This is a genomic window from Streptosporangium longisporum (assembly GCF_039534895.1).
GTDB classification, from domain to species: Bacteria; Actinomycetota; Actinomycetes; order Streptosporangiales; family Streptosporangiaceae; genus Streptosporangium; species Streptosporangium longisporum.
On record NZ_BAAAWD010000006.1, the window covers coordinates 751733 to 775281 of the forward strand.

Below are 23549 nucleotides of genomic sequence, written 5' to 3' on the forward strand. Positions count from 1 at the left end.
CCTGACGAGTGTAGTCGGCTCGCCCCCTCCGCGTCACCGAGGTATGCCCGGTGATCGGCGGTCGTCAGGGGCGGCGGTGGCGGGCCACCTCGTACAGGGCGATGCCGGCGGCCACGCCGGCGTTCAGGGACTCGGCCGCGGCTCCCATCGGGATCCGGACGACCAGGTCGCACGACTCGCGGACCAGGCGGGACAGGCCCTTGCCCTCGGAGCCCACGACGATGACCAGCGGGCCGTCCAACAGGTTGGCCTCGCCGATGTCGGTCGTGCTCTCCCCGTCCAGGCCGACCACGAACAGGCCCGCCTCGCGGTACTCCCGCAGGGTGGCGGTGAGGTTGGCGGCGCGGGCGACGGTCAGCGAGGCCAGCGTGCCGGCCGAGGTCTTCCAGGCCCCGCCCGTGACCCCGGCCGAACGGCGGGAGGGGACGAGCAGGCCGTGGGCGCCGAAGGCGGCGGCCGAACGGGCGATGGCCCCGAGGTTGCGCGGGTCGGTGACGCCGTCGAGGGCGACGATCAGCGGGGCCTCGGCGGCCTCCTGGGCGATGCGGACCAGATCGTCGGGGTGGGCGTAGTCGTACGCCGGGACCTGCAGGGCGATGCCCTGGTGGACGGCGCCGTCGGTGAGGCGGTCGAGCTTCTCCCGGCCGACCTCCAGCATCGCGATGCCGCGGTCGGCGGCGATGCGGACGGACTCCTTGACGCGGTCGTCGTTGTCGATGCGCAGGGCCACGTACAGCGTGCTCGCAGGCACCCCGGCCCGCAGCGCCTCGACCACGGAGTTTCGCCCGCCGATGTGCTCGGGGGCGTCCTCGCTCCGCCTGGTGCGGACCGGGGTCCGCGAGGAGGAGGACGAGGTCCTGCCGCCCTTCTCCTCGCGCTCGATCCGCTCGGTACGCGACTTGTCCTTGTGCCAGTGCCGCATGTGCGCCGGCGGGGTGGCCCCCCTGCCCTCCAGACCGCGGCGAACGTTGCCGCCCGTGCCCTTGGTCGGACTCTTCTTCTTCGCGGGTCGCCCGGACCCTTTACCCCCACCAGCCATGGTCTATAGCGTACGGCCTGGTTTCACCGCGAGAGTTCCCAGCGGGGGCCCTGGGGGGTGTCCTCGACGTGGATCCCCGCGTGGGCGAGCCGGTCGCGGATGCCGTCGGCCGCCGCGAAGTCCTTGCGGGCCCGTGCCGCCTGCCGCTGTTCCAGCGCCACCGCGACCAGGGCGTCGACGGTCGCCCGCATGCCGGTCTCGCCGCCCGAGGAGCGCCACTGCTCCGAGCGCGGGTCGAGACCGAGGACGTCGAGCATGTTCTGCGTCTCGGCCAACAGCCTGGCGACCTGCTCTTTGTTGCCCTGGGCCAGGGCGACGTTGCCCTCGCGGACCACCTCGTGCACCACGGCGAGGGCCTGGGAGGTGGCCAGGTCGTCGTCGAGGGCGTCGGAGAACGCCTGGGGCAGCGGCGCGTGCGCGTCGACGTCGTGGATGACCTCGGCGGCCCGGGTGACGAAGCCCTCGATGCGCTGGTAGGCCGCGGCGGCCTCCAGCAGCGCCTCCTCGGAGTAGGCGATCGAGGAGCGGTAGTGCGGGGCCGCCAGGTAGTAGCGGAGCTCGACCGGGCGGACCTTCTTGATGATCTCCGGGACCAGCAGGGAGTTGCCGAGCGACTTGCTCATCTTCTCCGCGCCGATCTTGAGCATGCCGTTGTGCATCCAGTAGCGCGCGAAGCCGTCACCGGCGGCCTGCGACTGGGTCAGCTCGTTCTCGTGGTGCGGGAAGATCAGGTCGACGCCGCCGCCGTGGATGTCGAAGGTCGCCCCGAGGTACTTCGTCGCCATGGCCGAGCACTCCAGGTGCCAGCCGGGGCGGCCCCGCCCCCAGGGGGTCGGCCAGGTCGGCTCTCCGGGCTTCTCGCCCTTCCAGAGCGCGAAGTCGCGCGGGTCGCGCTTGCACGAGTCGGTGTCGGTGTCACCGGCCGCCCGCATGTTCTCGAGCTTCTGATTGGACAGCGAGCCGTAGCGGTCGGCGTAGGACATGACGTCGAAGTAGACGTCACCCTCCGCGGCGTAGGCGTGCCCGGCGGCGATCAGCCGCTCCATCAGCTCGATCATCTCGGGCACGTGACCGGTCGCCCGGGGCTCGACCGTGGGGGGCAGGCAGCCCAGCACGTCGTAGGCCCAGGTGAAGGCCCGCTGGTTGCGCTCAGCGACGGCGAACCACGGCACGTTCTCGGTGGCCGCGACCCGAATGATCTTGTCGTCGATGTCGGTGACGTTCCGGCAGAAGGTCACCTCGTACCCCGACCGGATCATCCAGCGCCGGAGCACGTCGAAGTTGACGCCCGAGCGGATGTGCCCGATGTGCGGGGGAGCCTGCACGGTGGCACCACACAGGTAGATCGAGGCCCGGCCGGGTTCGACCGGGACGAATTCGCGGACCGTACGTACGCTGGTGTCGTATAGCTGCAGGCTCACAAAGGCAAGGCTAATGCCTCACCTCCCCTCACAAACCAGGTTGTGAGACCTTGAAGGCACCCGCCGGTGGCTTTTATGGCCATTAGCGGCAAATGTCACCTGACAACGCCGGTGGATCAACCGCGATAGAACACGTGCTCGGGAACGATCCGGACGATCACCCTGCGTGCCTGCGGATCCGCCTCGACCCATGCCTTTCCGGTGTACTTGCGCGACATCTCCTCGATGAGCGCCCCCTCGGGGTCGTCGGTCAGGACGACCCTCCCGCGCACCTCGGCGTAGCGGTAGGGGTCGGCGTGGTCGAACGCCACGATGGCCGTACGCGGGTCACGCCGGAAGTTGACGTCCTTGCGCCGCCCCCGGAGGGTGGAGAAGAGGATGTCGTCACCGTCGGTCCTGGCCCACACAACGCTGGCGTGCGGGCCGCCGTCGGCGTTGAGGCTGGTCACCGTGGCGAAGTTCACCGCATCGAACAGGTCCCGTGCGCCATCGGGCAGAATCGCCATCTTTACCTCTTCTCGTGAGCCGACTTCCCTGCGTGAGCCGACTCCACCGATCATGCCAGGTGCCGATTCTGTAGGCTCGAGGCGCCATGGACGACAAACCCCTCGCGGCGGCAGACCAGGTCTCCCGTCCGTCCCCGCCCCCGCCTCCGCCCCCGACCGCCTCGGCCCGGCCGAGCCGGGTGGCCGTCGCCCTCCGCCGCACCGGGATCGCCGTCGCCGGAATCGGCGTCGCCGCCCTCACCGCCGCGGCCTGCGTGCTCTCCTTCGAGGACCTGCGCGCGCTCGCCGTGGCGGGCAGGGCCCCCGCAGGTCTGGCGTACCTCTACCCCGCCGCCTTCGACGCGCTGCTGGTGATCGCCATGATCGGCGTGCTCCTGCTGAGAGGCGGGTGGTGGCCGGTACGGCTGCAGGCGGGCCTGATCCTGACGCTGCTGTTCGCCGGGGCGATCGCCGCCGAGGTGGTCACCGCCATGCGGGCCGCCGTGGACGAGCAGCGCGCGGCCATCGTGGTCGCCGTCGCCCCGTGGGTGATCCTGGTCCTGGCCCTCTGGCTCTGGCTGCTGCTGATCAAGCACGCCGCCGCCCGCCGGGCCGCGACCGACGCCGCCTCGGCCGGCCGCTCCTCGCCCCGCGACATCGTGCCCTTCCCCGGGGAGGGCGACAGGGACGCCGGCACCGATCCGGCCTCCGTACGCCCGGCCGCGCCCGGGACCGGGGACCGGCGGCACGGGCACGCCCCGCAGGCCGAGCCCCCCCGTCCCGAGCCCACCCGTCCCGAGGCGGTACGCCCCGAGCAGGCACGTCCCGGGCAGGGGGATCACCACCTTCCGGGTCATTCCGGCCAGCTGGTGCACCATCCGGCGGCCGAGATCATGCTCGACCCGCACGCCGCTCCCCCGCTGGAGAGCGTCCCCCACCACGACCTGCCCCCGGCCGAGCCGGTGATCGGCCCCACCCCGGCGCCGGAGACCCCCGAGGTCACCGACATCCCGCGGGACGACCCCCCGCCCGCCCCCGCGGTCCCCGCACCGGCCAAGCCGATGCGCTGGGGCGACCTGGTCCGGCCGCGCGAGGGGGACGTGCTCGTCCATCCGCCCCGTCCCGCCGCCGGGACACCGCGGCAGGAGGACACGCCCGGCCCGCGTCCCGAGACCCGGTCCGGCGCCCGGCCCGAGCCTTCCGGCAGGGTCGGTGAGCGGATCGAGACCTGGGACGCCGACGCCGACCTCCCGGCCAGGGAGACCGGAGCGGGGCACGGCACCACCGGAACCGGTCGGGACGACAGGTCCCGGAACGACGCCGAAGAGCCGGGCCGGCACGACACGACCGGGACCGGGCGAGACGACGTGTCCCGGCACGAGGTGGAAGAACCGGGTGGGCACGACAGGGCCGGAACCCGGCAGGACACGGCCCCCGTGGCGGGTCGCGGAACGTCCGGGACGGGGGGGCAGGACGCCCCCGAGGTGAGCGAGCGCGACGCCGACACCCAGCCGATCCGCACCGTCCCCGATCGGCCCGGAGGCGGCACGACCGGGAGGGCCTCGGCCGGGGCCGTCACCGACAGGCCCGTCGCGGGCAGACCGGTCACCGGCAGGCCTGCCAAGGAGAGCTCCGCGGGGACGGACGAGACGGGCACCCCCGGCAGGAAGGGCGGCGGGTCACCCGATCCGGCCCACGGCGCCGAGGCCGCCGACAGCGGCGAGGAGACCGAGGCTCGGGCTTACGACGGCACCGCGGCCCCGCCCTCGGGGCGGATGCGCAGCACGCCGGTCCCCCCGGGCGAGGAGTAGCTCCCGGGCGGGCCGGGGAGGACGGCGGACGATCGGACCAGCTCCGGGGCCTGGGAGGAGCCGGCCCGGTCTCGGGGGCCGTGTGCCCGGCCGGATCTCTCCGCCGGGTACGGCAACGTGACCGGCGCCCCGCACCCGGGATGCCGGGTGCGGGGGCCACGTGGTTCTCCCACCTCGGAAGACCGGCGGCGGCCCCTTCAGGAGCCGCCGCCGGTCACCCGTGGGTGGACCGGCCCGCAGCTATTCGCTCACACACGTGTGAGCGGCGCCCCGCTGCGGACCGGCGTTCTCTCACCTCCGGGCCCGTGCCAGGAGCGGACCGGATCCGGTTCGGCAACGGTGCTCGAACCGTTCCGGAACGTCCGAGACCCGCTCGGGACCCCGTACGGGGCCGAGCGGGTCCTTCCTGACGGCGGTGACATCGTGCGCGTCACCGCGATCTCAGGCCGGAGGGATGTCCGGTGGAGCCCGGCGAGGTCATCGGGACGGTGCGTCCCGTCCTGCGCCGGACGTCGGGCATGTAGGTCTCCGTCAGACCCTCGACCGCTTGAGGCCGGCGACCAGGCCGACACCCACGGCGGCCAGAACGACCTGCATGACGAGCTCGATCCAGTCGATCCCGTTGGTGGTCGCCACGCCGAGAACCTGCGCGATGGCGGTACCGATGAGGGCTGCGACGATTCCGACGACGACGGTAAGGATCCATCCGATCGCCTGCCTGCCGGGAAGCAGCAGACGACCGATGGCGCCGACGACAGCACCGATGACGATAGCCCCAAGAATGGACGCGATAGTCATTTCAACCTCCCAGCGAGAGTGAGACCTTCACCCTCACGGACAGGTGGCTACCCCCCACGTCACAGTTATTCCTATAGGCGGCAAAAATTCCTTCAGTGCGTCTTCCGTGCCTGCATCTGCACCACAAGGAGGACCCCGCCAATGGCCAGGACGAGCTGGATGAGGTGTTCCAGCCAGTTGATCCCCCGCGTGTTGGTCAGCCCGAGCGCCGCGGCGATGAGCGTGCCGATGAGCGCGGCGACGATTCCCACGATGAGCGTCAGGCCGATGCTGATGTTCTGACGCCCGGGAATGATGAGACGCGCCAGCGCCCCGATGATGGCGCCGATGATGACTGCGGCGACGATCGATCCGATCATGTCCGGCTCCCCCCGATATACGAGACATGGTCACCAAGGGGTTACCCAACGTGCTCATGATCACCCAAAAGGGGTGGCCCGTACCGCGCCAGGAAACGGGCCACCGCCTGATAGGGATCGGCGAGCATTCCGCGCCGCTCGCCAGAACGTTTTCACGTTCCGTATGAGAAGACGCCCGGGATGCGCTATAGGTTCACCACGATCGCGGTCGCCACGGCCGCGATTCCCTCACCGCGACCGGTCAGGCCCAGCCCGTCGGTCGTGGTGGCGCTGAGGCTCACCGGGGCCCCCACGGCGGCCCCGAGCGCCTTCTCGGCCTCGGCACGGCGGGGGGCCAGCTTGGGACGGTTGCCGATCACCTGGACGGCCACGTTCCCGATCTCGAAGCCCGCGGCGCGCACCCTGCGGGCGGTCTCCTCCAGCAGGACGGCGCCCGAGGCACCCGCCCAGCGAGGGTCGGAGGTGCCGAACAGGCCGCCGATGTCACCGAGGCCGGCCGCGGACAGCAGTGCGTCACAGGCGGCATGGGCGGCGGCGTCACCGTCGGAGTGCCCTGCCAGGCCGGTCTCACCGGGCCAGTGCAGGCCTGCGAGGTGAAGCTCACGGCCGGAAGCGAACGGGTGGACGTCGACACCGACGCCCACCCGTGGAAATCTCGTGTTCAGGAGTTGAGAACCTCGTCCAGCAGGGCCTCGGCCTTGTCCTCGTTGGTCTTCTCGGCGAGCGCCAGCTCGCTGACGAGGATCTGCCTGGCCTTGGCCAGCATTCGCTTCTCTCCGGCGGAGAGCCCGCGCTCCCTGTCTCGTCGCCACAGGTCACGAACGACCTCGGCGACCTTGTTGACGTCGCCGGACGCCAGCTTCTCAAGGTTCGCCTTGTAGCGGCGGGACCAGTTCGTGGGCTCTTCGGTGTGAGGCATTCGAAGCACGTCGAAGACGCGCTCAAGGCCCTCTTGTCCGACGACGTCGCGAACACCCACGAGTTCTGCGTTGTCAGCCGGCACCTGGACGGTAAGGTCGCCCTTGTCGACCTTGAGAACCAGGTAGGTCCTTTCCTCACCTTTGATGGTTCGGGTCGTGATCGCCTCGATCCGAGCAGCCCCATGGTGGGGGTAGACGACAGTGTCGCCGACCTGGAAAGTCATGTGACAAGTACCCCTTCCGCTGTACTCAAGAGTACCACGTATCCACAGCCTCCCGGAACAGTGAAATCACCATAACTGCAGGTCAAAGCCGCATCTTATGACTTGACAAGTGCCAAACTGTATGAATCAAGGGGGTCAAAAGCACTTATGACCTGCGTTCCACGGGTGCGGATGGATGGGCGGGGCGCCGGGAAACCCGGCAATCATCGCCGATAGGGTGGCCCTTGCCCTATCTCATGCGTGACAAGGAGAACTCGCACCGTGACCCGCAACAGCCGTCACCGGGCGATCGTCGCCGCCGCGTTCCTGGCAGCCGTCTCGGCTCTGGCCGGTTGCGGCGCCGGAACCGATGCGATCACCAACAGGCCCTACTCGCCGACCGAGGCGCTGACGACCAAGACGCCACAGGGCATCGACATCTCCCAGGCGTTCTTCCTGGGTCCCGACTCCGGCGCGACGCTTCCCGCGGGAGGGGCGCTGCCGCTCTACCTGTCGGTCGTCAACACCCAGGCGGGCACCGACCAGCTCGTCGGCCTGGGGGTCGACCCGGCGCTCGGCACGGCGAAGGTCACGGCCCCGGTCGCGCTCCCGCAGAACGAGCGGGTCGGCGTCGGCAGGCCCACGCCGACGATCCTGATCGAGGGGCTGAAGAAGCCGCTGCGGGGCGGGGAGAGCATCCCGGTGCAGCTGCAGTTCGCCAACGCCGGCATCATCCAGGTCAGGGTTCCGGTGATCACGCGCAGCCGCGAGTACACCGCCTACCCGCAGGCTCCGGGCGCCTCGGCGGCCCCCACGCCGACGCCCACCCCGACGCCGGCCGCGACGGGCGCCGAGACCTCCGGGACCGGCGGCCACTGACGATCTCCTCCGGGGCGGCCCACCGGACCGTGGCCGCCCCGCGGGCATGACGACGCCGAGAACGGCCCCGGCCGCCGGTGGCCGCCCGGAGGGGCGGTCGCCGGGCCGAGGGCCGACGGGAACGGTCCCGGGCCTGGGCTCGGCAGGGGGCGGGGACGAACCTGGACCGGGCAGGTGACGGGGACGGGCCGGGGCCCGGACGAAGCGGGCCTCTAGGCCTCGGCGGGGTCGAACTTGTAGCCCAGTCCCCGGACGGTGAGGATGCACCGCGGGTTGGAGGGGTCCGACTCGACCTTGGCGCGCAGCCGCTTGACGTGGACGTCCAGGGTCTTGGTGTCGCCCACGTAGTCGGCGCCCCAGACCCGGTCGATGAGCTGCCCCCGGGTGAGCACCCGCCCGGCGTTGCGCAGCAGCACCTCCAGCAGCTCGAACTCCTTCAGCGGAAGCTGCACCGCCTCGCCCCGTACCGCGACGGTGTGGCGGTCGACGTCCATCCGGACCGGACCGGCGGCCAGCACGGCCGACTCCAGCTCCTCCACGTCGCCCTGGCGGCGCAGCACCGCGCGGATGCGGGCCACCAGCTCCCTGGAGGAGAAGGGCTTGGTGACGTAGTCGTCCGCCCCCAGCTCCAGCCCGACGACCTTGTCGATCTCGCTGTCCTTGGCGGTGAGCATGATCACGGGAACGTTGGAGCGCTGGCGCAGCGAGCGGCAGACCTCCGTACCCGGCAGGCCGGGGAGCATCAGGTCGAGCAGCACGAGGTCGGCCCCGTTGCGGTCGAAGGTCTCCAGCGCCTCGGGCCCAGTGGTGGCCACGGCCACCTCGAAACCCTCCTTGCGCAGCATGTACGACAGGGCATCGGAGAACGACTCCTCGTCCTCGACAACAAGCACGCGGGTCACTGCGTGGCCTCCAGGGGGATCGTGGTGGTGGCTGGTATCGCCACCGCCATGCCGCCGAAGGCGGGCAGGCGGAGCGTGAAGGTGGAACCGGAGCCTTCCTTGCTCCACACGGTGACCGCGCCGTTGTGGGCGGCGGCCACGTGTTTGACGATGGCCAGGCCGAGACCCGTGCCGCCGGTCGCGCGCGACCGTGCCGCGTCGACGCGGAAGAACCGTTCGAAGATCCGCTCCTGGGCGCTCTCGGGGATGCCGATCCCCTGGTCGCTCACGCTGATCTCGACGGACTCGGTGTGCGGGCCGGCCGCGCGGGCGCTGACCACCACTCGGGTGTGCTCGGGGCTGTAGGCGACCGCGTTGTCGATGAGGTTGCGCAGCGCGGTGACGAGCAGCTCGTCGTCACCCCATATCTGCAGTCCCTCGACGCCGCCCGTGACCAGGGCGATGTCCTTGGCCGCCGCGGTGGTGTTGCACCGGTCGATGGCCTCGTGCACCGCCTCGTCGATCAGGACGGGGCCCGGGGTGGGGATGGGCTCGGCGCCCTGGATCCGGGAGAGGGTGATCAGGTCCTGGACGAGGTAGGTGAGCCGGGCCGCCTCGTGCTGCATGCGCCCGGCGAAGCGGGTGACCGCCTCGGGGTCGTCGGCGGCGTCCTGGATGGTCTCGGCCAGCAGCGAGAGCGCGCCCACCGGCGTCTTGAGCTCGTGGCTCACGTTGGCCACGAAGTCGCGGCGCACCGCCTCGACGCGGCGGTGCTCGGTCTGGTCCTCGGCCAGGACGAGCACCTGGCCGTAGGAGCCGAGCGGGGCGACGCGTACCGCGAAGCTGGTCGACTCCTGGCCGAACTTGTGGCCGGCCACCTCGATCTCGCTCTCGCGGATCTCGCCGTCCCTGCGCACCTTCCTGGCCAGGGCCAGCAGCTCGGCCGCCATCAGGTGGTCGCCCTTGACCAGGCCGAACGCCCGCGCGGCCGAGCTGGCGCGCAGCACCCGGTCCTCCTTGTCGAGCACGACCGCCGAAGAGGGCAGTACGGCCAGCACCGAGGCGACCCCCTGCGGCAGTGCCCCGGCCTCCACGCTGTCGATCGGCGTCATCGCACTCCGCTGTTGTTCATGGTTCTGTCGGACGACCATCACGGCCAGCGCTCCCACGACGAAACCGGCCAGCGCGGCCAGGCTCGCCATCAGCTCACTCACGTGGTCCTCCCGTAGGCTGTCACGTCCTCGATGGTAGGTCGGGCCCTTCCCGAGAGGGACGGTCCGGGGGGCATGACCACGGCCTTTCCCACAAAGTTCACTTTACGGTCGGGGTTCGTTCACCGTTCCTCTCATAGCGTGAGGGGCATGCGAGACGCCTACCACGAAGAACTCGACGCGCTCACCGGGCGGCTGGTCGAGATGACCCGGCTCGTCAGGTCGGCGATATCGCGGGCCACCACCGCCCTGCTCGACGCCGACCTGCACCTCGCGGAGAGCGTCATCTCCCAGGACGAGGAGGTCAACAGGATCTTCGCGGAGGTCGAGGCCACGATCTTCGACCTGATGGCCAGGCAGCAGCCGGTGGCCGTCGACCTCAGAATGATCATCGCGGCGCTGCGGATGGGCACCGACCTGGAGCGGATGGGAGACCTCGCCGAGCACGTCGCCAAGATCGCCAGGCTGCGTCACCCCGACTCCGCGATCCCTCCGGAGATCCGCGCCACCATCCTGGAGATGGGGCAGATCGCCGAGCGCCTCATCACCAAGACCGGCAGCTGCATCGCCTCGCGCGACGTGGAGTCCGCCCTGGAGCTGGAGGCCGACGACGACGCCATGGACAAGCTGCACCGCAGGCTCTTCACGATCCTGATGGCCCCCGACTGGAAGTACGGCGTCGAGCCGGCCATCGACGTGACGCTGATCGGCCGCTACTACGAGCGCTACGCCGACCACGCGGTCCGGGTCGCGCACGACGTGGTCTACCTGGTCACCGGCTCGCGACCGGCGGACTCCAACGCCTTCTGACCCCTGCCCCCTCCGGCCTCGTACGACTCGACGGGCGGACGCCCACGAGGAAAGGGCCTGCCGGATCCGCTTCGAAGCGGATCCGGCGGGCCCTTTCCTGTCTCGTGCCGTGCATACGGGGGGCCGACGGCCGTGTCGTCGGGGGCCGGTCGGGGGTCCGGTTCAACGGCCTGGTTCAGGGGGCCGGTTCGCGGCTCTGGTTCAGTGGCCTGGTTCAGGGACCCTGGTTCAGCGGCCCTGGTTCAGCGGCCCTGGTTGGCCACGGCCTCGATGGCGGCCTCGGCCGCGGCCGGGTCGAGGTACAGGCCGCCCTTGGTGACCGGGTGGAAGTCGTCGTCCAGCTCGTACCGGAGCGGGATGCCGGTGGGGATGTTGAGCCCGGCGATCTCGTCGTCGCCGATCCCGTCCAGGTGCTTGACCAAGGCCCGGAGCGAGTTGCCGTGCGCGACGACCAGGACGCTCCGCCCGGCCGCGAGATCGGGGACGATGCTGTCGTACCAGTACGGCAGCATGCGATCGACGACGTCCTTGAGGCACTCGGTCCTGGGGAGGAGTTCCTTGGGGATGAGGGCGTAGCGGGCGTGACCCGCCTGGGAGTACTCGTCGTCGTCGGCGATGGGCGGCGGCGGGACGTCGTAGGAACGGCGCCAGAGCATGAACTGCTCCTCACCGAACTCCGCGCGCGTCTGCGCCTTGTCCTTGCCCTGCAGGGCGCCGTAGTGGCGCTCGTTGAGCCTCCAGGACCGGTTGACCGGCAGCCAGAGCAGGTCGGCGGCGCCCAGCGCGAGGTTGGCCGTCTGGATCGCCCTGGTCAGCAGGGAGGTGTGCACCACGTCCGGCCGCACGTCCGCGTCGAGCAGCAGCCGTCCGCCGCGCCGCGCCTCCTCCTCACCCTTGGCCGAGAGCCCCGCGTCCACCCATCCGGTGAACAGACCCTTTGCGTTCCACTCACTCTCACCGTGCCTGAGCAACACCAAAGTCGACATGCCGACCAGCTTAGTGGGCCCCCTCCGGACAGACCCCGGTGCCCGGGACGGGGCCCGGTGCCCGGGGACGCGAAGCGTCCGGGAAGGAACGCGGAACCGGGGAAGGGCTGGGCGAAGAGCCCTGGCACGGGCCCCGGGAGAAGGACGGGGAAGGGCTCAGCGTCCGGGGTCGGCGAAGCGGGCGAACGCCTGGAGGTTGGCCAGCGACTCGCCGCGCTTGGCGCGCCACTCCCACTCGCGCCGGATCGAGGAGGCGAAGCCCAGCTCCAGCGCGCGGTCGAACCCCTCGTCGGAGTAGGTGAGCACGCACCCCAGCAGCCGGTCGATCTCGGTGTCGGTGACGGCCTCCAGCGGGAGCCTGCCCACCAGGTAGACGTCCCCGATCGGGTCGAGGGCGAAGTGCACGCCGTACGTGGTGCCGTTCTTGGTCAGCAGCCAGCGGTAGAACTCGGCGTGGTTCTCGTCGGGCTGGCGGCAGAAGAACGCCTCCACGTGCAGGGCCTGGTCACCGACGATCAGCCAGGTCATGGTGGCGAGCTTGTGCTGGCCCGGCAGCTTCACCAGGAAGGCTCCCGGACGGGGCTCCTCGTAGGAGGCGTCGGCGCTCTTCAGCGCCGCCTCGATCACTTCGCGCATGACCCCACCCTATGAGCAGGGCTCACGAGAGCGCCTGAGCCGGGCTCACGAGAGCGCCGCCACCTGGAGCCGGTGCAGGTTCGCCATCGCCCCGGCGTAGACCTGCTCCAGCCGGGCCGCCGTGGCCGACCAGCCGAAGGCCGCGGCGTGCTCCACCGCGCCCGCCGACAGCTCGTCCCGCCAGGCGGGCTCGTAGACGAACCGGCCGAGCGTCCGTGCCCAGTCGTGGGGGTCGTGCCCCTGCACGAGGGCTCCGGACACACCGTCGCGTACGGCGGTGCGCAGCCCGCCGACGGACGCGGCGGCGACCGGGGTGCCGCACGCCTGGGACTCCAGGGCCACCAGGCCGAACGACTCGTTGTACGAGGGGACGACGGTGACGTCGGCGGCGCGGTACCAGTCGGCCAGCTCGTTCTGGGGCGTGGGCGGGACGACCCTGACCACGTCGGAGATGCCCAGCGAGGTGGCCACGTCGGTGAGGTAGGAGGGACGGGCCAGGCCGTTGCCGCTGGGCCCTCCGACGCAGGCCACGACGAGCCTCGACCTGAGCGAGGGGTCCTCGACGAGCATCCGGGCGGCGGCGCGCAGCAGCACGTCCGGCGCCTTGAGCGGCTGCACCCGGCCGACGAACAGCAGGACGTGGGCGTCCTGCGGCAGGTCGAGCCGATGCCGGGCCGCCCCCTTGGACGCGGGGCGGAAGACCTTCAGGTTCACGCCGGGGTTGACGACCTCGACGCGGTCGGGGACGGCGCCGTACAGCTCGACGAGTTCGCGGGCCTCGGTCGGGGTGTTGGCCACCAGGCGGTCGGCGACCTCCACGACCTGCTGCTCGCCCAGCACCCGGGCGGCCGGCTCGGGGCGGTCGTCGTCGGCCAGCAGGAGGTTCTTCACCTTGGCCATGGTGTGCATGGTGTGCACCAGCGGCAGGCCCCAGCGCTCCTTGGCCAGCCAGCCCACCTGGCCCGACAGCCAGTAGTGGGAGTGGATGACGTCGTAGCGGCCCGGCTCGTACATGGCCTCGGCGCGCAGCACTCCGGACAGGAAGGCGCACAGCTGGCCGGGCAGGTCGCCCTTGTCGAGCTCCTCGTACGGCCCGGCGGTGATGTGGCGTACCGAGACGCCGGGGACGATCTCGACGATCGGCGGCAGGTCCCTGGACGTCTGCCTGGTGAAGATCTCCACCTCCACCCCGCGCTCGGCCAGGCGCCTGGCCACCTCGACGATGTAGACGTTCATCCCGCCCGCGTCCCCGGTCCCCGGCTGGTCCAGGGGGGACGTGTGCATGCTGATCGTCGCCACTCTGCCGACGCGCCGTCGCCTCACCGACACCACCTCCGAGAGAGCTCAACCACCGAGAAATCCGTAACATTCCCGACACATAACCGCGATTGGGTCCATTTGTTACCCCCCTGGCAGGATAAGGGGGGTGCCGAAGCCGATAGGGGAGATCACCAGAGGGACCACCGGCCACAACCGCCTGCGGCGGGCCGACCGGTGGATCGCAGCCGCCCACGGGCGCCTGCTGCGCGCCGCCGACCGCCCGCTGGTGGTCGATCTCGGCTACGGGGCCTCGCACACCACGACGCTGGAGATGTTCCTGCGGCTGCGCCGGATCTGCCCCTCGGTCGAGGTGGTCGGCGTCGAGATCGACCCGGCCCGGGTGGCCGCGGCCAGGCCGTACGAGCGGCCGGGGCTCTCCTTCGCGCTGGGCGGCTTCGAGCTGCCGGTGGCCAGGCCGCCCCTGCTGGTGCGGGCCTTCAACGTGCTGCGCCAGTACGGCGAGGAGCAGGCGTGGACCTACTGGGCGATGCTGTCGGAGCGGCTCGCGCCGGGCGGCGTGATCGTCGAGGGCACCTGCTCGGAGGTGGGTCACCGCGCGGTCTGGGCCGGGCTGGACCGCTCGGGCCCGGTGACGCTCACCCTGTCGGCCCGCTTCGACGCCTTCGACCGTCCCTCGGACCTGGCCGACCGGTTGCCCAAGACGCTCATCCACCGCAACGTCCCGGGCGAGCCCGTCCACGCCTTCCTGCGCGACTTCGACCACGCCTGGGCGATCAGCGTTCCCCTGCGCGCGTACGGCTCCCGCCAGCGCTGGATCGCGGCCGCCGAGACGCTCGCCGCGACCTGGCCGCTGGCCGGCCGCCCCCCGCTCGGCGGCCGGTCGCGCTGGCGGCTCGGCGAGATCACCCTCCCCTGGAGCGCGGTCGCACCCCGGTGACCCGGCGCGGTGACCCGGCGCAGTGACCCCGGCGACCCCGGCGACCCCGGCGACCCCGGCGACCCCGATGACCCCCGTGACCCCGGCGACCCTGGCGACCCCGTGCGCCCGGTGGCGCGTGACCCCGGCGAACCGGCCTCGGCCCGGTCCGCCCGGAGCCGGAAGAGATCGCCCGATACGATCCCCTGCCATGGCGGAACCGCGGTTCGTACTGGACCCCGAGCTCACCCCCGCGCTCACCGGCGACCTGCTGGACTGCTGGGTCGAGGTGACCAACGCGGGCGGCGCGGTGGGGTTCACGCCCCCGGTGACCCGGGCCGACGTCGAGGAGACCGCCGCCGCCACCTTCGCCGCGTGCCCCGAGCCCGACCACCTGCTGGCCGGGTTCGACCCCGAGGGCCGGGTGGTGTGCTGGCTGGTCCTGAACCACCCCCGGGTGAGCCTGTACTCCCACTGGCGCCGGGTGCTGCGGGTGATGGTCCGTCCCGCCTACCAGGGCCTGGGCCACGGGACGCGGCTCATGCGCGCCGCCGAGGACGCCGGCCGGAGACTGGGCGTCGAGGCGCTGCACCTGACGGTGCGCGGAGGCACCGGGACCGAGGGCTTCTACGCCCGTCTGGGCTACGCCGAGGTGGGCCGGATCCCGAACGCCATCCGCGTCGCCCCGGGCGACGACCGCGAGGAGATCTACATGGTCAGGAGCCTGTGACGAAGGTCACTCGACAACCCGTAGTACTACCCCTCGTGGTGCGGGAGCTAGTCTTGAAGGCGTGAAGGGACTCGGCGAGCTTGAACGCAGCATCATGGACATCATCTGGGCACAGCCGTCCCCGGTGACGGCGCGGGAGGTCGGCCGCCTGATCGCCGACCGCGACCTCGCGCCGACCACGGTGATGACCGTGCTCGACCGGCTCACCCGCAAGGGCTTCCTGCTCCGCACCCGTGACGGCCGCGCCTGGCGGTACGAGGCCGCGGAGAGCCGCGACGCCTACATCGCGGAGCTTATGCTGGAGGCGCTGGACATGACCGGGGACCGGTCGGCGGCCCTGACCCGGTTCGCCCAGGCCGTCACCGGCACCGAGGCCGACATCCTGCGAAGGGCCCTGACGGACCTGGAGGAGGAGCTGGAGGGCGAATAGATGACCGCCACGGCCCTGGCGATGCTCGCCCTGGCCTGCGCGGTCGGAGCCTGGCGGCTGACCCGGGCGCGCTGGACCTACCGCGCTCCGCACGTGGCCATCGTGCTCTGGCAGGCGCTCGGCGTCACCTGGGGCCTGGCCGGTACGGGGGCCCTGCTGGGATACGCCCTGGAGCCCTACGGCCAGGGGGTGCTGCGCGGCCTCGGCGGCTTCGGCGCCGCCCTGTTCGGCGGCCAGTCGCCCCCCAGGCCGTACGACCTGCCGAGGATCCTCGCCCTGATCACCGGGCTGACCGCGCTCGCGGTGCTGATCCTGGTGCTCCTCGCCGCGGGGGTGCAGACGTTCCGCGCCCGGCAGCGTCACCGTGCCCTGCTCGCCCTGATCGCCCGGGAGGACCCGGTGGTGCCCGGCGTCCGGGTGCTCGACCACCCCGGCGCCACCGCCTACTGCGTGCCCGGCCTCCGCTCCCAGGTGGTGGTCAGCCAGGGGGCGCTGAAGCTGCTCTCGGCCGACGAGCTGACCGCGGTGCTCGCCCACGAGGCCGCCCACGTACGCGAGCGGCACGACCTGGTGCTGCTGCCCTTCGCCGCGCTGCGCCGCGCGCTGCCCTGGTCGCGGGTGGTCAGGGACGCCCAGGGCGAGGTGGCCCTGCTGGTGGAGATGGCCGCCGACGACGTCGCGCGGCGCTGCTGCTCGGCGCGCCGCCTGGCCACCGCCCTGCTCCGCTTCGGCACGGCGGACGCCGTCCCCACGCCGCGCGGCGCGCTGGGCGCGGCGACCTCCGCGGCCGCGGTGATGGCCCGGGTCGAGCGCCTGGTGACGCCGGGGCCGGTCATGCCCCGCCGCGTCCGCTACGCCATCGTCACCTTCTCGGTCGTCCTGACCTCCTCGGCCCCGCTGCTCTGGCTGATCCCGCACTGACCCCGGCCGTCGTCCCGGGGACCACGGCCGCGGTCAACGCCCACGACCGTCACGCCCACGCCTGTCATGCTCACGGCTACCGCGTCCACGGCCCGTACACCCATGACCGTCACGCCCGCGGCCGCCGTCGCGTCCGCGGTCCGCACCCCGAGCGCGCGACCCGGCACCCCAGGCGCGTCCGGGAGCGTTCACAGAGCGACTCACCCGAGGGTGCTTGCAGGAGTTAGCCAACCTGTTTGCAATTGCAAGCACGGTGATGCAGAATCGAGACATGGCATTACCGAAGGTCGGCTCGATCGGTGAGTACATCCGCGAGCAGCGCACGCACGCGAAGATCTCACTCCGGCAGCTCGCCACGGCGGCGGGGGTCTCCAACCCCTACCTGAGCCAGATCGAGCGCGGGCTGCGCAAGCCCAGCGCCGAGATCCTGAACCAGATCGCCAAGGGGCTGCACATCTCCTCCCAGGCTCTCTACGTGCAGGCGGGCCTCATCGAGGAACGCGAGCCCGAGGAGAGCGACGTGCTGGCCGCGATCAGGGCCGACCATCTCATCACCGAACGCCAGCGTCAGGTGCTGGTCGACATCTACGAGTCGTTCCGCAAGGAGAACCAGGCCGCGGCCGCCGAGGAGGAGGCGCGACTCGCCGCCGAGGCCGGCGCGCTCTCCGGGGACGACGAGACCCCGCTGCCCGAGGACTACCTCTCCGCGCTGAGGCCGTACGGGACGTCCCCGGGTGACGACCGCGCCATCAAGGAAATCAAGGAAATCAAGGAAGGCTGATCATTCATGCCCATCATCAACAGCGACGTCAAGAAGCTGGCCGAGTCCAAGCCGTTCTACGCCGTCGCCGGCGCCGGTGACTTCGCGGTCGAGAAGCTGCTCGAGCTTCCCGAGCGGATCCAGAGGCTGCAGAGCCGCCGCGAGGAGATCCGCGAGGCCGCCAAGGACCTCCCGGAGCGGGCCCGCCAGATCGCCGGCAAGGCCGAGTTCTACGCCAAGGACATCCCGGTCAAGGCCCGCGACTACGCCGACCAGTTCGCCGGCAGGGCCACCGAGCTCTACGAGGAGTTCGCCACCCGCGGCCGCAAGGTCGTCTCCAAGGCCAGCGGCGAGGCGGCCCTGGAGCTGGAGGAGGTCTCCGAGGCGGCCGAGCCCGCGATCGCGGCCACCGCCACCACCAGGAAGAACACCCGTTCCGGCAGGTCTGCGACCTCCTGATCCCGGTGCGGGGCCGTCCTTTCGCGGGGCGGGCCGGGCGTGAGCCCACCGGCCCGCCCGCCCCGGCCCTCCCGGCCCCGGACCGCCCGTTACGTGCGGGTCCGGACGACGCGGGGAGGGCTTTCGGCATTAGGCTGAGGGAGACCGGTGAGGCGAGCGTTCTGGAGAGACGATGATCCAAATCCACGGTGCCCTGGACCTGGTCTTCTGGATCCTGGCCGTCGGCGTGTTCGCGCTCTCCGGCTGGGCGCTCGTGCACGCCGTGAAGACCCCGGCGCGCGCGTTCGCGGTCACCGGTAAGCAGAGCAAGAAGCTCTGGCTGTTCATCCTGGGCCTGGCCGCGCTGTTCGGCTTCGCCGCCGCGGTGCAGTACCTCAGCGTGCTGAGCATCTTCACGATCGCCTCGGTGATCGCCTCCGGCATCTACCTGGCCGACGTGCGTCCCGCCGTGCGGGAGATCGGCAAGGGCGGTGGCAGCCAGGGGCCGTACGGACCCTGGTAGACCTCACGGATCCACCCGATCCACCCGATCCCCCGAATCCGTTCCCGTGACCGCGTGACCCCATGACCCCGCACCCCGTGCCCGGGCGCCCCGCGACGGGCGGGGCTCACCGGCCCCTTTCGGGGCCCCGCGTGTCCGCCCCTCGGTCAGGGGCTTGCCCCCAGGGCCGGTGACCGGTAGACACACCGGATGATGTTCGTGCACAAGCCGACCCTCCCCGGAGAGCTCGTCACGCTCCGGCCGGTCGGTCCCGAGCACGTCGACGGGCTCTGGGAGCTGGTCAACGATCCCGAGACCGTCCGGCTGACCGGCTCGCACGGCAGGCCCGAACTGGAGGCGCTCAAGGGCTGGTACGGCTCGCGCGGAATGCAGGCCGACCGGCTGGACCTGGCGATCTGCGCCGCGGGGGACGACGCCTACGTGGGCGAGATCGTGCTCAACGAGCTGGACGCCGACAACCTCTCCTGCAACCTGCGCATCGCGCTCATCGGCCCGCGCGCCTACGGCAGGGGGTACGGCACCGAGGCGATCCGGCTCACCCTGGACCACGTCTTCCGTACCACCGCGCTGCACCGGGTGGGCCTGGAGGTCTACGCCTTCAACGAACGGGCCGCGCACGTCTACCGCAAGCTCGGATTCGTCCAGGAGGGGGTCTGCCGTGATGCGCTGTTCATGGGCGGCGAGTGGTACGACTCCGTCATCATGTCGATACTTGCCCCTGACTGGGTTGTCAGAGAAATTTGACAGACATATGGTGATTTTTCGGAAACATCTTTTGACACTTCCGAAACAATGCTACGTTCACTGGGAGCGCTCCCACCTGTGCGGAATCTTGGTGTGGAGGAAGTTATGGCCGATCTACCCACACTTGCCCAGGTCGCAGCGGAGGCAGGGGTCTCCCCCGCCACCGCGTCCCGGGTACTCACTGGTTCAGTCAGAGTCAGCACGTCGACTCGTAGGCAGGTGCATGACGCAATCTCGCGTCTCGGTTATGTAAGGCATCGTGCTCCCCGAGGCGGCTCAGGCCGCCGAACGGACCAGGTGGTGGCCCTGGTCGTCTGCGAACCCGCCCACCGCCTGTTCACCGAGCCGTTCTACGCGCGGATGATCACCGCCGCGGAGGAGGTGCTCACCGGGCATGGCGTACCGCTCGCCGTGATGACCGCCACGGCGGCGACCTCGACCATCGCCACGCCCCCGCTCGTCGCCGGCGGGATCGACGGCGTCCTGCTGATCGGTGCCCGTGACCGGCATCCCCTCGTGGTCACCCTGGCCGCGTCGGGGATCCCGGTGCGCAGCGCGGGCCGTCCCCCGGACGGCATCGACCTGCCCCACGTCGACATGGACAACCGTGACGGCGGACGGCAGGCGGCCGAGCACCTGCTGCTCGGCGGCCGGAAGTCCATCGGCGTCATCGCGGGGCCACCCGCCCTGCCGGCCGCGCGTGACCGGCTGGACGGGTTCCTGCAGACCCTCGCGCTGGCCGGGATGACCGGCGTGCAGGTCGCCTACGGTGACTTCAGCCACGCCTCCGGGGTGCACGGCATGCAGTGGCTGCTGCGCCGGATGCCGCACGTCGACGCGGTCTTCGCCGCCTCCGACGTGATGGCCGCCGCCGCGCTGCAGACGCTGCGCCGGAGTGGCAGGCGGGTGCCCGACGACGTGGCCGTCATCGGCTTCGACGACGCCCCCGCCTCGCGCCGGACCTCGCCCACGCTCACCACGATCCGCCAGCCCGTGGAGGAGTTCGCCGCACTCGCCACCCGGTTGCTCCTGCTCTCGATGGGGTCACCCGACAGCCCGTGCGACAACCCGATCCTGCCCACCGAGCTGGTGGTCCGTGAGTCCACCTGACCCGGGGGGACTGCGCGCGGGGGACGTGCTGACCCGCAGATACATGCTGCTGGAGCGGATCGCGTGGGGCGGTATGAGCGTCATCTGGCGCGCCTTCGACCAGTCGCTCCAGCGAATGGTCGCGGTCAAGCTGCTGGACGGCGAGCTCGGTGTGGACCGCGGGGAGCGCGAGCTCATCCGCAGGGAGGCGCGCGCCACCGCGCGCCTCATCCACCCCGACGCGATCGAGGTCTACGACTACGGGGAGGCCGTGACCGCGCAGGGACGGCTGGCCGCCTACGTGGTGATGCGCCTGCTGGACGGCCGTCCCCTGTCGGACCGGATCGCCGAGGGTCCCCTGCCGTGGGCGGAGGCGGCGCTGATCGCCGCCAGGCTGGCCACCGTGCTGGCCGTCGCCCACGAGCGGGGGATCGTCCACCGGGACGTCACCGCCGAGAACGTGCTGCTGACCTCGACCGGCGCCAAGCTGCTCGACTTCGGCATCGCGGCGTTCATCGGCGAGGACGACGACGACCGGGCCTCCGACTACGGCACGCCGCCGTACGTGGCGCCCGAGCGGCTGACCGGCACCGTCGCCGATCCGGCCAGCGACGTCTACGCGCTGGGGGTGCTGCTCTTCGAGATGCTCACCGGCGCTCCCCCGTACCCGGAACGCACCTGGGAGGAGATCGAGAACGTCCACCGGGAGGGCCCGCCCCCGGTGGCGGAGGTGCCGGGGATGCCCGCGCGGATCGGCGCGCTCTGCCAGTCCTGCCTGCTGGAGCGGCCCGAGGCGCGGCCCAGGGCGCAGGAGGTGGCCGACGGCCTGAGGCTGGCCCTGGCCCCGCCCCGTCCGGCCGCCCGGGAACGGTTGCTGCGCTGGGCGGTGGTCGCCACGGCCGTGGCGCTGCTCGCCGGGGTCACGATCTGGACCCAGCTGTCCGGGCCTCACACGGGTCAGGTGGCCGGTCCGCGGGCGCACGGCACGGCCCCTCCCACCGTCCTGGACTCGGCCGGTCCGACCCCGGTCGCCTCGGCCCGTCCCACCCTCAGCCTCCCGCCCTCCCCGCGCCGCGAGCTCCGCGACCCCCCCGAGCGGGGCGGGCAGGCCGCGGAGGAGACGCCCTGGACCGAGGCGATCCGTTCCTCCGTCCCGAGCCTCAGCCAGAGCGTGCGCCGCTTCAACGCGGTGCTGGCCAGGGGTGAGAACGAGGGCAGGATCCGTCCCGACGTGGCGCTGGACCTGCGGCAGGTGCTGGCCAACAGCGTCTGCTGCTCCCGCGACCTCGCCCCGATCCGGGGCAAGATCGCCGACCGGCACCGGGAGGGGACGCTGCCCGACGACTTCCGGCACGCGCTGGAGGCGCAACTCGTGTTCGTCTCGGTCGCGTTGGCCGGGTGAGGCCGTCCGGCACGCGAGAGCCGGCCGGGTGAGGCCGTCCGGCACGCGACGTCCCGGGTCCGGCGTTCCCTCACCGGCTCCTCGCGGGGCCGGTGAAACTTTCACCTGTCGCCGGTCCGGGCCGCGGACGCCCCGGGCGAGCTAGACGGGGTCGCGGGTCCGTTTCCGGCGGGAGCGGCCGCGGCCGTGATGTTGACGACCACGGGGTGGGCGCCGAACCATGACGAACGCGACCGGCCGCACCCCTCGATCGCGGGACCTCCTGCCCGCGATCAGTTCCCCTCCTCGAAGGGCTCCCATGAAAGTCCTGCGTTTTCGCAGGTGGTCGGCTGCGCTGGCGGCGCTCCTGACCACCTCCGCGTTGACGGTGGCGCTCGGTTCGGCTCCCGCGGGTGCCGCGGGCGGAACCGGTACCGGCTACCTGCACACCTCCGGCAACAAGATCGTCGACAGCACCGGCGCGACCGTCCGGCTGACCGGCATCAACTGGTTCGGCATGGAGACCGACAACAAGACCTTCCACGGGCTGTGGTCGAACAACCCCTGGCGGGGCCAGATCGACACGATGGCCTCGCTCGGCTACAACACGCTCCGCGTGCCGTTCTCCAACGACGCGCTCAAGCCGGGCGCGACGGCCTCCGGCGTGAACGACTTCGTCAACCCCGACCTGGTCGGCAACAGCCCCCTGCAGATCCTCGACAAGGTCATCGACTACGCCGGCAGCAAGGGCATGCGGATCATCCTCGACCGCCACCGCCCGACCTCCGCGGGCCAGTCGGCCCTGTGGTACGTCCCCTCGACGCCCGAGAGCACCTGGATCAACGACTGGAAGGCGCTCGCCCAGCGGTACGCGGGCAACACCACGGTCATCGGCGCCGACCTGCACAACGAGCCGCACGCCGAGGGCACCAACCCGGCCGCGACCGGGGCCTGCTGGGGATGCGGCGACACCGCCCGCGACTGGCGTCTGGCCGCCGAGCGCGCGGGCAACGCGGTGCTCTCGGTCAACCCCAACTGGCTGATCTTCGTCGAGGGCGTGAGCTGCCCGAGCGGCGGCCTGTCGAACGTCTGGGACAACGACCCGAGCAACGACGAGGACTGCGGCTGGTGGGGCGGGAACCTCTCCAAGGCCGGGGAGTTCCCGGTGCGGCTGAACGTGCCGAACCGGCTGGTCTACTCGCCGCACGAGTACGCCACCTCGGTCTACCGCCAGGCGTGGTTCGACGCGCCGGACTACCCGGCGAACATGCCCGCCATCTGGGACAAGTACTGGGGTTACCTGCACAAGCAGAACATCGCCCCGATCATGCTGGGCGAGTTCGGCACCACGCTCCAGGCGGCCGTGGACAAGACCTGGCTGCAGGAGCTGATGAAGTACACGGGCACCGGGGTCAACGGGATGTCCTTCACCTACTGGTCGTGGAACCCCAACTCCGGTGACACCGGCGGCATCGCCAAGGACGACTGGACCACGATCGACCAGGCCAAGCAGAGCATCCTGCAGCCGTACCTGATCCCGCCGGTCGGCGGGGGCGGCGGGCCCACCCCCACCCCCACGCCCACCCCGACGGCCACGACCTGCCAGGCGACCTACGCGGTGACGAACTCCTGGTCGGGCGGCTTCCAGGGCGCGCTGACCGTGAAGAACGCCGGGACGTCGACCTGGAGGAACTGGTCGGCGAGCTGGACCATGCCGTCGGGGGTGACGCTCGGCAGCGGCTGGAACGCCACCGTCACGCAGAGCGGGACCACGTTCACCGCCAAGGCACCGGGGCACGCGGCCGACCTGGGGGCGGGTCAGTCCGTCGTCGTCGGCTTCACCGCCAACGGCCCCTCCACCCCCGGCGCGTCCGGGATCGCCTGTTCCTGATCCTTT

26 protein-coding genes are annotated in these 23549 nt (G+C 71.4%); 14 read left to right on the forward strand and 12 right to left on the reverse strand.

Going from position 1 to position 23549, the window contains the following annotated elements:
• Nucleotides 1–64 precede the first annotated feature (64 nt).
• The 3 genes from rlmB to ABD832_RS07385 all read right to left on the reverse strand — a co-directional run bounded on the left by rlmB (nt 65) and on the right by ABD832_RS07385 (nt 2966).
• A complete protein-coding gene (rlmB, locus tag ABD832_RS07375; RefSeq protein ID WP_344890241.1) occupies nt 65–1039 on the reverse strand; it encodes a 23S rRNA (guanosine(2251)-2'-O)-methyltransferase RlmB in 975 nt (324 codons plus the stop codon).
• 23 nt (nt 1040–1062) lie between these two features.
• A complete protein-coding gene (gene cysS, locus ABD832_RS07380) occupies nt 1063–2460 on the reverse strand; it encodes a cysteine--tRNA ligase (RefSeq protein ID WP_344890244.1) in 1398 nt (465 codons plus the stop codon).
• 116 nt (nt 2461–2576) lie between these two features.
• A complete protein-coding gene (locus ABD832_RS07385; RefSeq protein ID WP_344890247.1) occupies nt 2577–2966 on the reverse strand; it encodes a PPOX class F420-dependent oxidoreductase in 390 nt (129 codons plus the stop codon).
• 86 nt (nt 2967–3052) lie between these two features.
• Between ABD832_RS07385 and ABD832_RS07390 the strand changes: the two genes are divergently transcribed.
• On the forward strand, nt 3053–4756 hold the full coding sequence (locus ABD832_RS07390) for a DUF2637 domain-containing protein (protein ID WP_344890250.1): 1704 nt from the start codon (nt 3053–3055) through the stop codon (nt 4754–4756).
• A 531-nt stretch (nt 4757–5287) separates the two neighbouring features.
• On the opposite strand, the gene ABD832_RS07395 is transcribed toward ABD832_RS07390, so the two are convergent.
• From ABD832_RS07395 to ABD832_RS07410, 4 genes are all read right to left on the reverse strand, one after another.
• Nucleotides 5288–5554 carry a GlsB/YeaQ/YmgE family stress response membrane protein gene (locus ABD832_RS07395; protein WP_344890252.1) on the reverse strand — a complete coding sequence of 89 codons (267 nt, stop codon included), beginning with the start codon at nt 5552–5554 and terminating at the stop codon, nt 5288–5290.
• Between the two features lie 92 nt (nt 5555–5646).
• Nucleotides 5647–5913, reverse strand: a complete 267-nt coding sequence (locus ABD832_RS07400; RefSeq protein WP_344890255.1) for a GlsB/YeaQ/YmgE family stress response membrane protein — start codon at nt 5911–5913, stop codon at nt 5647–5649.
• A 185-nt stretch (nt 5914–6098) separates the two neighbouring features.
• Nucleotides 6099–6557 (reverse strand): 2-C-methyl-D-erythritol 2,4-cyclodiphosphate synthase, encoded by a 459-nt coding sequence (ispF, locus tag ABD832_RS07405; protein WP_344890258.1) that lies wholly within the window; start codon nt 6555–6557, stop codon nt 6099–6101.
• Between the two features lie 17 nt (nt 6558–6574).
• A complete protein-coding gene (locus ABD832_RS07410; RefSeq protein ID WP_030924410.1) occupies nt 6575–7057 on the reverse strand; it encodes a CarD family transcriptional regulator in 483 nt (160 codons plus the stop codon).
• A gap of 261 nt (nt 7058–7318) precedes the next feature.
• Between ABD832_RS07410 and ABD832_RS07415 the strand changes: the two genes are divergently transcribed.
• Nucleotides 7319–7915 carry a copper chaperone PCu(A)C domain-containing protein gene (locus tag ABD832_RS07415; protein ID WP_344890261.1) on the forward strand — a complete coding sequence of 199 codons (597 nt, stop codon included), beginning with the start codon at nt 7319–7321 and terminating at the stop codon, nt 7913–7915.
• Nucleotides 7916–8127: 212 nt separating this feature from the next.
• On the opposite strand, the gene ABD832_RS07420 is transcribed toward ABD832_RS07415, so the two are convergent.
• Together ABD832_RS07420 and ABD832_RS07425 are read right to left on the reverse strand one after the other, a co-directional pair.
• The gene (locus ABD832_RS07420) at nt 8128–8817 is read right to left on the reverse strand and encodes a response regulator (RefSeq protein WP_344890264.1); all 690 of its coding nucleotides are present in this window, start codon (nt 8815–8817) and stop codon (nt 8128–8130) included.
• Nucleotides 8814–9998 (reverse strand): sensor histidine kinase, encoded by a 1185-nt coding sequence (locus ABD832_RS07425; protein ID WP_344893375.1) that lies wholly within the window; start codon nt 9996–9998, stop codon nt 8814–8816. Before ABD832_RS07425 ends, ABD832_RS07420 begins: the two co-directional genes overlap by 4 nt.
• 159 nt (nt 9999–10157) lie before the next feature.
• Between ABD832_RS07425 and phoU the strand changes: the two genes are divergently transcribed.
• Nucleotides 10158–10817 (forward strand): phosphate signaling complex protein PhoU, encoded by a 660-nt coding sequence (gene phoU, locus ABD832_RS07430; protein WP_344890267.1) that lies wholly within the window; start codon nt 10158–10160, stop codon nt 10815–10817.
• A 242-nt stretch (nt 10818–11059) separates the two neighbouring features.
• Here phoU and ABD832_RS07435 read toward each other — a convergent pair whose 3' ends face one another.
• The 3 genes from ABD832_RS07435 to mshA all read right to left on the reverse strand — a co-directional run bounded on the left by ABD832_RS07435 (nt 11060) and on the right by mshA (nt 13768).
• A complete protein-coding gene (locus ABD832_RS07435; protein WP_344890270.1) occupies nt 11060–11803 on the reverse strand; it encodes a phosphoglyceromutase in 744 nt (247 codons plus the stop codon).
• A 156-nt stretch (nt 11804–11959) separates the two neighbouring features.
• The gene (locus tag ABD832_RS07440) at nt 11960–12439 is read right to left on the reverse strand and encodes a type III secretion system chaperone family protein (protein ID WP_344890273.1); all 480 of its coding nucleotides are present in this window, start codon (nt 12437–12439) and stop codon (nt 11960–11962) included.
• Nucleotides 12440–12484: 45 nt separating this feature from the next.
• Complete coding sequence (gene mshA / locus ABD832_RS07445) at nt 12485–13768, reverse strand: D-inositol-3-phosphate glycosyltransferase (RefSeq protein ID WP_344890276.1); 1284 nt, start codon at nt 13766–13768, stop codon at nt 12485–12487.
• Between the two features lie 97 nt (nt 13769–13865).
• Here mshA and ABD832_RS07450 point away from each other — a divergent pair, with 97 nt between their 5' ends.
• The 11 genes from ABD832_RS07450 to ABD832_RS07500 all read left to right on the forward strand — a co-directional run bounded on the left by ABD832_RS07450 (nt 13866) and on the right by ABD832_RS07500 (nt 23543).
• Nucleotides 13866–14657, forward strand: coding sequence for a class I SAM-dependent methyltransferase (locus ABD832_RS07450; protein WP_344890279.1), 792 nt, complete (start codon nt 13866–13868; stop codon nt 14655–14657).
• 190 nt (nt 14658–14847) lie between these two features.
• Nucleotides 14848–15366, forward strand: a complete 519-nt coding sequence (locus tag ABD832_RS07455; RefSeq protein WP_344890282.1) for a GNAT family N-acetyltransferase — start codon at nt 14848–14850, stop codon at nt 15364–15366.
• Between the two features lie 61 nt (nt 15367–15427).
• The gene (locus tag ABD832_RS07460; protein ID WP_344890285.1) at nt 15428–15796 is read left to right on the forward strand and encodes a BlaI/MecI/CopY family transcriptional regulator; all 369 of its coding nucleotides are present in this window, start codon (nt 15428–15430) and stop codon (nt 15794–15796) included.
• Complete coding sequence (locus ABD832_RS07465; RefSeq protein WP_344890288.1) at nt 15797–16717, forward strand: M56 family metallopeptidase; 921 nt, start codon at nt 15797–15799, stop codon at nt 16715–16717.
• A gap of 271 nt (nt 16718–16988) precedes the next feature.
• Nucleotides 16989–17498, forward strand: a complete 510-nt coding sequence (locus ABD832_RS07470; protein WP_344890291.1) for a helix-turn-helix domain-containing protein — start codon at nt 16989–16991, stop codon at nt 17496–17498.
• 6 nt (nt 17499–17504) lie between these two features.
• Nucleotides 17505–17936, forward strand: coding sequence for a hypothetical protein (locus ABD832_RS07475; protein WP_344890294.1), 432 nt, complete (start codon nt 17505–17507; stop codon nt 17934–17936).
• 172 nt (nt 17937–18108) lie between these two features.
• Entirely contained in the window at nt 18109–18438 is a 330-nt protein-coding gene (locus tag ABD832_RS07480) for a DUF2516 family protein (RefSeq protein ID WP_344890297.1), read from the forward strand.
• Between the two features lie 189 nt (nt 18439–18627).
• Nucleotides 18628–19182 (forward strand): GNAT family N-acetyltransferase, encoded by a 555-nt coding sequence (locus ABD832_RS07485; protein ID WP_344890300.1) that lies wholly within the window; start codon nt 18628–18630, stop codon nt 19180–19182.
• 105 nt (nt 19183–19287) lie between these two features.
• A complete protein-coding gene (locus tag ABD832_RS07490; protein ID WP_344890302.1) occupies nt 19288–20292 on the forward strand; it encodes a LacI family DNA-binding transcriptional regulator in 1005 nt (334 codons plus the stop codon).
• A complete protein-coding gene (locus ABD832_RS07495; protein WP_344890305.1) occupies nt 20279–21673 on the forward strand; it encodes a serine/threonine-protein kinase in 1395 nt (464 codons plus the stop codon). The genes ABD832_RS07490 and ABD832_RS07495 overlap by 14 nt, the downstream gene beginning before the upstream one ends.
• A 298-nt stretch (nt 21674–21971) precedes the next feature.
• Entirely contained in the window at nt 21972–23543 is a 1572-nt protein-coding gene (locus tag ABD832_RS07500; protein WP_344890308.1) for a cellulase family glycosylhydrolase, read from the forward strand.
• Nucleotides 23544–23549: the final 6 nt, after the last annotated feature.